Origin of the sequence: Halomonas sp. KO116 (genome assembly GCF_000734975.2) — a bacterium.
Taxonomy (GTDB): domain Bacteria; phylum Pseudomonadota; class Gammaproteobacteria; order Pseudomonadales; family Halomonadaceae; genus Vreelandella; species Vreelandella glaciei.
Window position 1 is genome coordinate 1965345 of the sequence record NZ_CP011052.1, and the last position, 11999, is coordinate 1977343.

At 51.6% G+C, this 11999-nt stretch carries 11 protein-coding genes; 5 read left to right on the forward strand and 6 right to left on the reverse strand.

The genetic code is table 11. The features are described 5' to 3' along the window. Positions 1-20: 20 nt before the first annotated feature. The 3 genes from KO116_RS09070 to KO116_RS09080 all read right to left on the reverse strand — a co-directional run bounded on the left by KO116_RS09070 (position 21) and on the right by KO116_RS09080 (position 3718). On the reverse strand, positions 21-1508 hold the full coding sequence (locus KO116_RS09070; protein WP_035557061.1) for a TrkH family potassium uptake protein: 1488 nt from the start codon (positions 1506-1508) through the stop codon (positions 21-23). A 189-nt stretch (positions 1509-1697) separates the two neighbouring features. Next, a complete protein-coding gene (locus KO116_RS09075; protein ID WP_035557063.1) occupies positions 1698-3068 on the reverse strand; it encodes a TrkH family potassium uptake protein in 1371 nt (456 codons plus the stop codon). Beyond that, positions 3065-3718, reverse strand: a complete 654-nt coding sequence (locus KO116_RS09080; protein WP_035557065.1) for a potassium channel family protein — start codon at positions 3716-3718, stop codon at positions 3065-3067. The genes KO116_RS09075 and KO116_RS09080 overlap by 4 nt, the downstream gene beginning before the upstream one ends. A gap of 190 nt (positions 3719-3908) precedes the next feature. Between KO116_RS09080 and KO116_RS25040 the strand changes: the two genes are divergently transcribed. The 5 genes from KO116_RS25040 to KO116_RS09100 all read left to right on the forward strand — a co-directional run bounded on the left by KO116_RS25040 (position 3909) and on the right by KO116_RS09100 (position 9313). Continuing rightward, a complete protein-coding gene (locus tag KO116_RS25040; RefSeq protein ID WP_144408579.1) occupies positions 3909-4280 on the forward strand; it encodes a hypothetical protein in 372 nt (123 codons plus the stop codon). Between the two features lie 272 nt (positions 4281-4552). Then, a complete protein-coding gene (gene zwf, locus KO116_RS09085; protein ID WP_035557067.1) occupies positions 4553-6058 on the forward strand; it encodes a glucose-6-phosphate dehydrogenase in 1506 nt (501 codons plus the stop codon). Position 6059: 1 nt separating this feature from the next. Further along, positions 6060-6725: a 6-phosphogluconolactonase gene (gene pgl, locus KO116_RS09090; RefSeq protein WP_035557069.1), complete on the forward strand. Its 666-nt coding sequence runs from the start codon at positions 6060-6062 to the stop codon at positions 6723-6725. 70 nt (positions 6726-6795) lie between these two features. Next, a complete protein-coding gene (locus KO116_RS09095; protein WP_035557071.1) occupies positions 6796-7458 on the forward strand; it encodes a bifunctional 4-hydroxy-2-oxoglutarate aldolase/2-dehydro-3-deoxy-phosphogluconate aldolase in 663 nt (220 codons plus the stop codon). A 259-nt stretch (positions 7459-7717) separates the two neighbouring features. After that, a complete protein-coding gene (locus tag KO116_RS09100) occupies positions 7718-9313 on the forward strand; it encodes a solute:sodium symporter family transporter (RefSeq protein WP_035557072.1) in 1596 nt (531 codons plus the stop codon). 142 nt (positions 9314-9455) lie between these two features. On the opposite strand, the gene KO116_RS09105 is transcribed toward KO116_RS09100, so the two are convergent. From KO116_RS09105 to KO116_RS09115, 3 genes are read right to left on the reverse strand one after another with little or no spacing between them, the layout of a single operon-like run. Next, entirely contained in the window at positions 9456-10352 is an 897-nt protein-coding gene (locus KO116_RS09105) for an SMP-30/gluconolactonase/LRE family protein (protein ID WP_035557074.1), read from the reverse strand. 18 nt (positions 10353-10370) lie between these two features. After that, positions 10371-10976, reverse strand: a complete 606-nt coding sequence (locus KO116_RS09110) for a 2-dehydro-3-deoxy-6-phosphogalactonate aldolase (RefSeq protein ID WP_035557075.1) — start codon at positions 10974-10976, stop codon at positions 10371-10373. 22 nt (positions 10977-10998) lie between these two features. Then, positions 10999-11997, reverse strand: coding sequence for a 2-dehydro-3-deoxygalactonokinase (locus KO116_RS09115; protein ID WP_035557076.1), 999 nt, complete (start codon positions 11995-11997; stop codon positions 10999-11001). Positions 11998-11999: the final 2 nt, after the last annotated feature.

The window sequence follows — 11999 nt, forward strand, 5'->3', positions numbered from 1 at the left end:
ACAATAGTGATCTGAAGGCATTAGCGGCGCCAAAACATCGGCGTCATCAGTACCACCACCGTCAAAATTTCCAGGCGGCCCATCAACATACCGATACACAGCAGCCATTTCGCCGCTTCCGGTAGCGACGTAAAGTTTCCTGCCGGGCCAATAATATCGCCCAGGCCGGGGCCGACGTTGGCCACCGCAGTGGCTGCACCAGAAATAGCGGTAACTAAATCCAGCCCAAGTGCTGAAAGGCCAAGGGCCAGTGCCGCAATAGTAATAAAGAAGAAGAACGAGAAGGCCACCACGCTTCTGGAAATATCGCTGGTGACCGGCTGTTGGTTGTAGCGAGTAGTAAACACGCCGTTGGCATGAATAAGATAACGCAGTTGGTTGAGCAGCATCAGCATGGCAATTTGAAAGCGGAAGATCTTCATGCCACCACTGGTAGAGCCACTACAGCCGCCCACAAAAGTGAGGTAGAAAAAAGCAGTCACCGGTAACGCGCCCCATAGCGTGTAGTCATCCGAGGCGTAGCCAGTGGTGGTGACCACTGAAATCACGTTAAAAGTGACGTGGGTAAGCGAAACAAACCAATCATCGCCTTGCAGCACCCGCCACCCGCTAAGCACCACTATCGCGGCCAGTAGCAGCTTTAGAAGTCCGAGGACTTGCTGATCTTTCCACAGTGCGTTGCGCGATGTACGAATAAAACGGATATATAAAACAAACGGCAGCGCCCCGCTTAGCATAAAAAAGCTGCCCATCCACAGCAGCCAAGGCTGCTCGGCGTATGCACCAAAGGAGGCGTCTGAGTTGGCAAAACCACCGGTAGCCAGAGATGTCATGCCGTGCACAACGGCGTCAAGCGGCAGCATTCCCCCCGCCCAATAACTCACCATGGCCGCAAACGTTAGGGCTACATAAATACTGAGTGTTGCTTTAGCAATGCCGCCTGTGCGGGGCATAACTTTATCCGACCAGTCGGAAGATTCGGTATGAAATAACCGCATACCGCCCACTTTCAGAAACGGCAGAATGGCAATACCCATGACGATGATGCCAATGCCGCCCATCCACTGCATTAAGCCGCGCCATAGCTTCAATCCGTCGGATAAATGCTCAATCCCCACCATCACCGTCGAACCGGTAGTGGTAATGGCGGAGACGGATTCAAATACGGCATTGGTCACGCTGAGCTGCGGTGCGCCTAAAATCAGCGGTAGGCTCGCAAAGCCTGTGATGCTTGCCCAACTGGCTGCTGTGAGCACAAACATTTGCCAGGGCTTTAACTCTAGCGACACCTTACGTGTGAGTAACCAGGTGGTGAGAGTGGCGCTTAGGACAATCAGAATAGACACACCAAAGGCAGGTGCATCGGGGTCATTTTCTACCAGCAATACGACCCAGGGAATCGCCATAAACATGGCAAGCACTAACCATAGTACCGCCATGATTTTAAATATTTGCGCCCAGTTACGGTAAGCGTCTCGGTAGTAAAGCTTGCTGGGAAAAATGGTCATATTTCCGCTCTTAATTTGCCCTAATGTTCAGCGTGGTATCTCATCATGGCAACCACCAAAAGTCTGTAAAATTCTCCTAAAAAATCACTCTGATACCGAATAAAAGGCCTACAAACTTCTGGAAGCCGAGGTTTATTCTGAATCAATCTCCTAAACATACCGAAAGAGGTAGATAAAGCTTGGAGAATTTCAGCCAACCGGAAATTCGGTAGCTGCATAGTTGATACGGGACTTGTGACGCACTGTCAGTGTATAACCTAGGGTGAGGGGACCAAGACGACCAATGAGCATGACGGCCATAATAATCAGCTGACCTGGGGTGCCAAGCTCAGACGTGGTGCCACGCGATAAGCCGACGGTTCCAAAGGCAGAAACTGCTTCGAAAGCAATATCTAAGAAGTCATCTTCTACAAAAATTGTGAGCATGAAAACGGCTACAAAAATGGTTGCCATGCCGATGGTTGTCGTAGCGAGGGCTTTGAGGAGCGTTTCTCTGCTTAATGAGCGGCCAAAAAAATTCACGTTCAAATTGCCTTGCAGAAAAGATTTTGTAGCCGTGATTAAAATGAAAAAAGTGGAAATTTTAATCCCACTAGCGGTGGAGTTCGGTGCTCCACCAATAAACATGAGCAGCAGCATTAACACGCTGGTAGCGGCTGTCAGGGCGCCAATGTCGAGGGTGTTGAAACCCGCTGTTCTAGGCGTAACACCTTGGAACCATGCGGCCAGCAACTTGCTCCAAAACCCTTCTAGCATGCCCAGCGTATTGGGGTTGCTAAATTCCAAAAGCAGAATTGCCGCAGTAGCAAACAAGTTGAGAAATAAAGTGGTTGTTAAGATAATTTTTACATAGACCGAAAGCCGAGACCATGAGCGCTTTTCCAATATGTCCATGATGACGATATAACCAAGCCCGCCAGTAATAAAAAGGGCAGTCACTGACAGCGTGATACCGGGGTGAGAAACGTAATCGGATAAACTATCGGGAGATAGCGCAAAGCCCGCGTTGTTAAATGCGGAAATGGTATAAAAGAGCGCATTATATAGCCCCTCACCCCAGCCGAGCTCGGGAACAAAAAAGTAGCTTAGGACAATGATTCCGATGGCTTCGCTGGTAATGGCAAATAGCGCAATGGAACTTCCCGCTTTTCTGGCCGTTTGGAGGGACACTTCATTAAAAGCTTCTTGTGCCACCAGCTGTTGCTTGAGGCGTAACTTAAACCCAAGTGCTAGAGCGGTCAGGGCCGCAAAAGTCATTAACCCTAATCCACCTAATTGAATCATGCATAGTATGATGAGCTGCCCGAAGACCGTGTACTGACTACCTGTATCGACAACCACCAGCCCTGTTACCGTCACGGCAGAGGTTGCAGTAAACGCAGCTTCCATCCAGGACACCGGGGCGACGGTGGCAAATGGTAGTTTTAGTAGGCATGTCCCAATAAAAATTAATATGATAAAAGACTCAAGCAACAGCCAGGGTGGCTTGATACTGCGTTTACGCTTTGGCCCTTTGATAATCGTTTTGTGGGGCGTCTGATCTTGTAAGCTTGCTTTCATAAGTTTTTAACAAGTTTTCTTAATTCTTCAAGCCAGCCGCCCAGTACTAAGCAATCACCAATGCGTACTTCCAGATTTAGGTCAGGGTGTGCATGCACTTCTTTATTTCTTTTTAAAACTAAAGCATTTACATCAAAATCCTTAATTATTTCCCCAATCGATTTGCCGATTAAATCGTCTGTCGTGTGAAACTCTACGACAACATAGTCTTTTCCCAAATTTAAGTAATCATGCACCATTGGGTAGTTCAATTCTTGAGAGATCCGCACGCCCATTTCATATTCAGGCGCAATAATGCGCGTTGCACCAAGCCGTTCGAGGACTCTGTGATGTTGATTAGTCAGCGCCTTAGTCCATACTTTTTGCAGCCCTAATTCTTGGAGCTGAAGAGTAGCTAACATCGCAGCCTCAACGTTTCTTCCTATCGCCACCACTGCTGCGTCATAGCTGCCTGCGTTTAACTCTATCAGCGCGTTTTCATCTGTTACATCGGCAATGACTGCGTGGGTGATCTCATCTGCTAGACGATTGACACGCTGCTCATCAGCGTCGATGCCCAAAACTTCATGACCGAGTTGTGTCAGCTCGCGGGCAATGGTTGCCCCGAAGATACCCAGGCCAATGACGATAAATTGCTGTTTTTCAATCATAATAAATAAAGCTCCACAGCCTTGGATTACTCAAATTTATTGGTTGTACTGACTATTACACAGTTGAGAGATAATTATATTTTAGGTGGCGTAAAAAATGCGTAAAAATATTGCCTGCTTTGAACAGGCGTTTGCCCACGTGTGATTAACTCATCAATTAAGCCGCTATTTTAGGTGGGGTCGTTAAGCTGTGAAATTTTTTAAGTCAACTTCTAATTTAAATTTTCATATTTTTATTTCAATTACTTGGCTGTGGGGGCTCGCGCTGTTTAATCACCAGTCACGCGATCCAATTATGTTTATATTTCCATATCTTATACCTGTCATGTTGATTGCTTGGGGCCATGGAACTAAATGGGGGTTAGTATTAGCGGCTTTAGCAACCTTATCAGCTATGCCTGCTGCATATGTAGACAGTCATACTCAAACAGAACTGGTCTATGCCAGTATTGCTACCTATGCGAAGTTAACAGGTGCTGCTATTGGCATCTCTGTAGCAAAAAAATCCATAAAAATATTAATCCAACATGATGCCTCTTTCTTTAGTGACCATCTAAGCTGATGTCTTGTCCAATGCTTAATGAATTAACGGTTATTTTCATCTCGTTTAATCCGGATTTCATCTTAGATTGGCGCGTGGCTGTGGATTATGTGAAGGGCGAGGAGTAAAAGTGGAAGGTACAAGGTCAGACGGAATAGATAAAGCATTCACAGAGCAGCAATTACGCATATTTTGTAGTAAAATTACACGAATTGTTGCGTATAATGCCCTCAATACGGTAAATTTTAGGTAATCTAACTACATTAGATGCCTAATTATAAATAGGAGCAAAGATGAGCCAGTCCAATGCTTCCCAAAGTGCACCGCTGGGCGATCCCAACCATGCTATCGATTTAGCACTGTTTGGGGCGCTGGGTGATCTTGCCATGCGCAAGCTGTTTCCTGCCCTATACCATCTTGATCGTGAAGGCTTGATGCCTGAGAGCACGCGCATTATGGGACTGGCTCGCCAAGAGCATGATGCGGCGTCATTTCGCAAAATGGTAAATGAAGCGCTGCAAAAACGACTGAAAAGCAACGAGCAGGATCAGCAGAGCCTTGAGCGCTTTCTCGCCCGCCTGGATTACTTAAAACTCGATTTTTCGAGTGTCGACGGGTACGACGCTATCCGCCAGTGGCGAAAGGGTTCTCCTCGGCCGATGGTGGTGTATCTTTCCGTTGGTGCACGCATTTACGGTGATATCTGCCACCATCTTCAGGCCAGCAAAAGCCTGGACAATGAGTCTCGCGTGGTGGTTGAAAAACCGATTGGTTCCGACCTGCACTCCTCAATTGAAATTAACGACGCCATTGGCGAGGTGTTTCCCGAGTCGCGGATTTACCGTATCGACCATTATTTGGGCAAAGAGACCGTCCAGAACCTGATCGCACTACGTTTTGCCAACCCACTATTCGGTACACAATGGAATCAGAACAACATTTCCCATGTGGAAATCACCGTCGCAGAAAAAGTGGGCATTGAGGGTCGCTGGGGCTACTTTGATGAGGCGGGTCAGTTGCGCGACATGGTGCAAAACCATCTACTGCAGCTTCTCTGCCTGATTGCTATGGACCCCCCCTCGAACCTGGATGCCGATGCCATCCGTGACGAGAAGGTGAAGGTGCTTAAAGCACTCAAACCCTTTGTGGGCGAAGCACTGGGTCGAGACGTAGTGCGCGGCCAGTACATCGCGGGCAACAGCGATGGTCAGGCGGTACCCGGCTATCTAGAAGAAGAGGATGCCAATATCCAAAGCCAGACCGAAACCTTCGTGGCGATGAAAACCGAAGTGGCTAACTGGCGCTGGGCAGGGGTGCCGTTCTATCTGCGCACCGGTAAGCGTATGCCGGAAAAGCTTTCCCAGATTGTGATCCACTTCCGCCAGCAGCCGCACTACATCTTTGATCCCGATCAGCGCGGCATTGCTTCGAATAAGCTGATTATTCGCCTGCAGCCAGAAGAGGGCATTGCCCTGCAAGTATTGACCAAAGATAGTGGCCTGGATAAGGGCATGCGCTTGCGCCCCGGCCCGCTACATCTGGACTTTAACAGCGCCTTCCCAAAGTCGCGCATTCCCGATGCCTACGAACGGCTGTTGTTGGAAGTCATGAAAGGGCAGCAGTATCTGTTCGTTCGCCGCGATGAAATCGAACACGCATGGCGCTGGTGCGACCAACTCATTGATGGTTGGAAAAAACGTGACACGCCGCCGCGTCGTTATCCGGCGGGCTCTTGGGGCCCGGTCGCCTCCATCGCTATGATTACCCAGGATGGCCGCAGCTGGTACGAGGATTATTAATATGAGCCAAGTACGCCAACAGCTCGCCGAGCAGCTTGCCGAAGCGGTATTTCAAGCCCTTCAAGAAGATTTAAACCATCAAGAGCGTGCTCTGTTAGTCGTCTCAGGTGGCTCGACACCGGTACCTTTTTTTAAGGCGCTGGCGGCCAAGCGACTGCCGTGGAATCGTATTGACATCACCCTTGCCGACGAGCGCTGGGTCAAAGAGGAAAGTAGCGATAGCAACGCCAAGCTGGTGCGCGAACACCTGTTGCAGGGTGAAGCGAAGGCTGCCCAATTTATACCGTTAACTTGCGATACCGCTACACCTGAAGAAGGTGTCGAGGAAATTACTAAGCGAATGGATTCATTGGCATGGCCCGCCAGTGTGGTCATTCTGGGCATGGGCGGCGATGGGCACACCGCTTCGCTGTTCCCCGACAGCCGGGAGCTTGACCTGGCACTCGCCACGGATGAGTTGCTGGTGGCAGTGCGCACCCCTAGCCAGCCGCAGCCACGCATTACCTTTTCAGCGGATCGCTTGCATCAAGCGCGCCGTCACTTTCTACACATTACCGGTGATGATAAACGCGCCGTATTGGCCAAGGCATTGAACGGCGACGACGTACGTCAACTGCCGATACGTGTCTTTTTAACCTGCCCACTGGCGATTTACTGGGCGCCCTAAGGCCAATCCTTAGGCCTGCCCTTGAGAGTTAACCGCCTTAGTCAATAATAATTTGCTTGGAGACTCACTAATGACTATCGATAAACAGTTACCGTCCACCCGTACCGCCGAGCTGGATAGCATCTGCTCGAAAGCCGAAGTAATTCCGGTCATCACTATTGAGCGTTTGGAAGACGCTGTCCCGTTGGGCCGCGCACTGGTGGAAGGTGGGCTAACCGTACTGGAAATCACCCTGCGAACCGACTGTGCCCTGGAAGCGGTAAAACGCATGCGTGAAGCGCTGCCCGGTGCCAGCATTGGCGTGGGCACGGTATTAACCCCAGCCCAGTACCGCCAGGCCGAGCAGGTTGGCGCTGATTTTGTGGTAACCCCAGGTGCCACCGACGCCCTCTATCGCTATGGCGTTGAAAGCTCGGTACCGATGCTGCCAGGCGTCTCAACCGTTTCTGAGTTGATGACTGGCTGGCAGTATGGCTATCGTCGGTTTAAGTTCTTCCCTGCAGAATCCAGCGGTGGCGCTAAAGCGATCAAAGCGTTTGGTGCGCCGATTCCTGAAGCACGCTTCTGTCCCACCGGCGGTATCACTGTTGATAACGCCGATGACTATTTATCGTTGCCCAATGTGATGTGTGTCGGCGGTTCCTGGCTAACGCCTAAAGCAATGGTGGAAGCGGAAGATTGGGATGGTATCCGTGAACTCGCACGCCAATCAGCCGAGCGTTTTCATCATTAAGTAAGCCGCCGCTGCTCATCGATAGCAGTGCTGCCAACCGCCCTGGTTTATGTTTTTAAACGTCATGTTTAAGAACAGAACCGGGGCATTTTTATGCGCTTACTGTACCCTCTTGGCTCTTGAAGGAGCTCCTAAGACTAAAGGTGTATAACAGGGCTATATTCAGCTCATCTAAAATGACTGACTAATATGTCTGACATTTTAATCCGCGCATACCGTAACGTGCGTGCCACATATAATGATGATGAGGTGAGTCAATATGCACGCGTTGACCCTGGCGTCCTTCCTGTTTTTTACAGGGCTAGTCGCCTTCATTACTTGGCGCATTACGCGCCGCGATGACCACTCAAGCACTAGCGGCTACTTTCTGGCTGGCCGCACGCTAACCTTCCCGTTGATTGCTGGCTCACTGCTGATGACCAACCTCTCTACCGAGCAAATGGTAGGGTTGAACGGGGCTGCCTTTGCTGATGGTTTAAGTGTAATGGCCTGGGAAGTGGTGGCTGTTATTGCGCTGGTAGCGCTGGCACTATTTTTCCTGCCACGATTTTTGAAAAGTGGCATAGCCACATTGCCGCAGTTACTCGAAATACGTTTCGATAAAACGACTCAGCTAATCACCAATATCATTTTCTTGATTGCCTACGCGGTGATTCTGCTGCCGATTATTCTCTATTCGGGCGCCATAGGGTTGCAGGGAATGCTTGATCTTCCTGGATTAACCGGCATTGAGTCGTCCACGGCGCTGCTCTGGTTAACGGTGTGGATCGTCGGCATTATCGGCTCGGTGTATGCGCTGTTTGGCGGGCTACGTACGGTAGCGGTTTCCGATACGCTTAACGGCATCGGGCTGCTGATCGGTGGCTTTGTGATTGTCTACTTCGGCCTGCAGGCCGTCAGTGGTGGCACGGGCATTATGGAAGGCTGGACTATCCTTAAAGAGAGCGACCCGGATAAGCTTAATTCGATTGGTGGCTCCGAGCAGCAGGTGCCGTTCTTTACGCTGTTTACCGGCGTATTCCTGATTAATCTTTTCTACTGGAGCACCAATCAGCAAATTATTCAGCGTACTTTTGCAGCCAAAAACCTTGCCGAAGGCCAGAAGGGCGTTCTACTGACCGGTCTTTTTAAACTGCTGGGACCGTTATATCTGGTGTTGCCCGGTATTATTGCTTATCACCTTTATGCCGATCAGGGTGTGCGTGCCGATGAAGCCTACGGCCATTTGGTGTTTAACGTTTTGCCGCCCTATCTAACCGGGTTTTTCGCCGCGGTGATGGTAGGCGCGATCCTATCGTCGTTTAACTCGGCACTTAACAGCACCACCACGATTTTCAGCCTGGGCATCTATAAAGGAGTGCTCAACAAAGAGGCTACCGAAGCACAGGTGGTCAAATCGGGTAAGGTGTTTGGCTGGATTATGGCCATCATCACGATGATTATCGCGCCGCTGCTGGCTGGTCAGGAGAGTCTGTTTGGCTACCTGCAGAAGATGAACGCGATCTATTTCATTCCGATTCTGGCTGTGGTGCTGGTTGGCCTATTGACCAAACGCGTTCCACCTATGGCGGCTAAAATTGCCCTGGTGGGTGGCTGTTTATTGATTGCTGCCGGTTACTTTGTGCCGCCCTTTACGCTGCTGCCGCAGATCATGCACGAGTTCCACTTCGTGGCGTTGGTCTTTGTGTTGCTGGTCGTCGTGATGCTGATTATCGGCAAGCTTCGCCCGCGTGAAACGGATTGGATTCAGCAGCACAGCGGCGATGTGGATCTAACGCCTTGGAAAGGCGCCGTGCCTGCAGGCATCGTGTTGGTCGTGTTAGTCATCGTTATGTATATCAGCTTCGCTGGCTAAACTGGGATTGTCGGAACGAGGCCGTGTCGTTGCGAGGAGCGCAGCGACGCGGCAATCTCAACTTTCGGTGGCACATACCCCAAGATTGCTTCGCTTCGCTCGCAATGACAGGGGGTATGCGGTGGTGGCAACGACATCGAACCTATTTTAGGCGCAGTGGCGGCTCAGCTAGCCCAGCGATATCGAGTTCGACCACATAAAGCGAACCTGCCGTTGGCTCTTGAGCTAGCTGCTCAGCGCTAAATCCCTCTTGCGCCGTAGTGATATACAGCGTTTTTATGCCAGAACCTGAAAATGCTGAGCAAGTGGGTTGGCTGACCGGCAGCTCAACACGGCCTATCACTTTTCCGTCCTTATTCAGACGCACAACTTGTCCCGCACCCCACAGTGCTAGCCAAAGACAGCCTTCGCTATCGACTACAGCGCCATCGGGATTACCCAGGGTAGAGGAGAAGTCAGCCCAGGGCTGGGGTTCACCAGTGGGCCAGCCGTCGTCATCCAGTGCCCAGCGCATTACCACGCCGGTTACGGTGTCGGTAAACCAGGCAAACTGGCCATCCGCAGAGAAGCAGATAGCATTAGGAATCGTCAGGCCTGAGCGCAGTTGGGTAAGCTTGCCGCGGTGTAAGCGGTAGAGGCTGCCAGCGCCTTGCTCGGCGAATTTCCCCATACTGGAAAGCCATAGGCTGCCGTAACGATCCACGCGAGCATCATTGCTGCGAGTCATTGGATTGTCAGCTTCGAAATCGCAAAACTTTTCTACACTGCCGCTGGTTGGGTCGAAGCGGCTTAAGCGATCCTCACCGACTAGCAGCAGCCCGTCTTCTTCAAGTGGCGTGGCTAGCGATACCCTATGATCAAGCTGATAGTATCCGCTTTCCCCGGTGGCGGGGGATAGCCAGTGCAGCTGCTTTTCAAGAATATCGCACCAATAAAGGCGCCGATGTTTGGCGTCCCACTGGGGGCCTTCACCCAAGGTGCAGCGGCAATCGACCGCTAACTCGGCCTGCCACGTTGAAACGCTAATGTCTGTATTCATTGTTGTTGGCTCTCCTTATTATTCTCCCGCTAATAACCAGGCATCAACAAGGGCTTGCGCTTGTTGACGTACCTGAGCAGCGCTTTGGCCGGGTTTGTATAGCGCGCTGCCTAAGCCTGCGCCGTCGACGCCAGCGGCGCGCCACTCGGCAAAGTTATCGACACCCGCGCCGCCGACGGCATATAAAAGTGTGCCTTCGGGTAGCACCGAACGAACCGCTTTCATACCTTCTAAGCCTACCTGCACCGCGGGGAAAAGTTTAAGCCCGGTGGCGCCTGCATCCAGCGCATCGAAGGCTTCTGAAGGTGTCACAATACCCGGCCAGCTAGCCATGCCGAGCTTATACGTTTCTTCGATCACCGCTGGCCGACAGTTAGGAGAGACGATTAAGCGCCCCCCAGCAGCATGAACATCGCGCACCTGGGCAGGGGTGAGCACGGTGCCTGCACCAATCACTGCGCGCTCGCCAAATGCGTCTACCAAACGGCGAATGCTCTCCAGCGGGTTGGGTGAATTAAGTGGCACCTCGATCTGGGTGATACCTGCGGCGAGCACTGCTTCCGCGATATCCACGGCCTCATCAGGCGTTATACCGCGTAAAATACCAATCAGGGGCAGCGACATAGGCAATTTCTCCATGCTTAAATTATTTTAACGCGTGATGGGCGAGTCGAAGGCCAGCTAACACGGCAGTGTCGCCATCCATATGCTGCGTCTGATAGCCGATCGTATTGAGCGCCAGCGTATAGCGCTGGCTAAGCGCTTGATTGCCAATCAGCATGATGGGCTTATCGGTGGGGCACTTTCGGCAGGCGCCAGTGAGCTCAAGACCGATGGCGAGTCCAGAGAGCCTGGCCGCCAATACCGCACCACGCGTGTCCCCTGCAGGTAACCGACCATCAAGTAAATCTTGTGCGCGCAGGCCGAACAGGCGGCTACTAAACAGTTCGGGTGCTTCGTTTATTTCTCTGACTGCTGAAGTAAAGGCCTCACGGCAAGTCGGATCGTTAAGGTTGTTCCTGGCCGCAGAAGGTGTTGAAACGGAATGCTTTAGCACCGACTGGTTGGCCAATAGCTGATACAGCTCACCGGTTAGATAGGTCGTGAACTGAGTAACGGAACCCGCTTCAAGGGTAGCCCACTTAGCGTGGGTGCCGGGCAAACAGGCAAGGCCAGAAAAATCGGGGGTGTTGGCGACGAGCCCTGCCAACTGGGTCTCTTCACCGCGCATCACATCAAAGTGAGTTGCGGTACCTCGTGTTTGGCTTAAGCCAGGCAGCAGGTAAACACCTAGCTGGTCACCCGTAAGCGTTGGCGTCACAGCGCCTTGGCTAAGCTGGTCAAGCCGCGTGGGTACCGGCAAATAGGCGGCTTCCAGCCAACCCTGACGAGCGCCCGCCATCCCACAAACCATCACATCCGTCTGGCCGGAAGCGGGCAACCAATCACCCACCAGCCTTAACAGCTCGGTTTCGTACTCGTCGGCCTTTAGCGACAGCATGCCCTTGTCGCTGTTGGCTTGGGCAACCACTTGGTCGTGTTGATCCAGCCCCCAGGCGCGTAGGTTGCTAGAGCCCCAGTCCACAGCAATCCAGGCCAACTGATATGCTATTTCAGTCGTTTCACGCATCGCGCTTGATTCCATGG

Coding starts and splice junctions, on each gene's coding strand:
- KO116_RS09070 (WP_035557061.1), bottom strand. CDS start 1,508: ATGACCATTTTTCCCAGCAAGCTTTACTACCGAGACGCTTACCGTAAC.
- KO116_RS09075 (WP_035557063.1), bottom strand. CDS start 3,068: ATGAAAGCAAGCTTACAAGATCAGACGCCCCACAAAACGATTATCAAA.
- KO116_RS09080 (WP_035557065.1), bottom strand. CDS start 3,718: ATGATTGAAAAACAGCAATTTATCGTCATTGGCCTGGGTATCTTCGGG.
- zwf (WP_035557067.1), top strand. CDS start 4,553: ATGAGCCAGTCCAATGCTTCCCAAAGTGCACCGCTGGGCGATCCCAAC.
- pgl (WP_035557069.1), top strand. CDS start 6,060: ATGAGCCAAGTACGCCAACAGCTCGCCGAGCAGCTTGCCGAAGCGGTA.
- KO116_RS09095 (WP_035557071.1), top strand. CDS start 6,796: ATGACTATCGATAAACAGTTACCGTCCACCCGTACCGCCGAGCTGGAT.
- KO116_RS09100 (WP_035557072.1), top strand. CDS start 7,718: ATGCACGCGTTGACCCTGGCGTCCTTCCTGTTTTTTACAGGGCTAGTC.
- KO116_RS09105 (WP_035557074.1), bottom strand. CDS start 10,352: ATGAATACAGACATTAGCGTTTCAACGTGGCAGGCCGAGTTAGCGGTC.
- KO116_RS09110 (WP_035557075.1), bottom strand. CDS start 10,976: ATGTCGCTGCCCCTGATTGGTATTTTACGCGGTATAACGCCTGATGAG.
- KO116_RS09115 (WP_035557076.1), bottom strand. CDS start 11,997: ATGGAATCAAGCGCGATGCGTGAAACGACTGAAATAGCATATCAGTTG.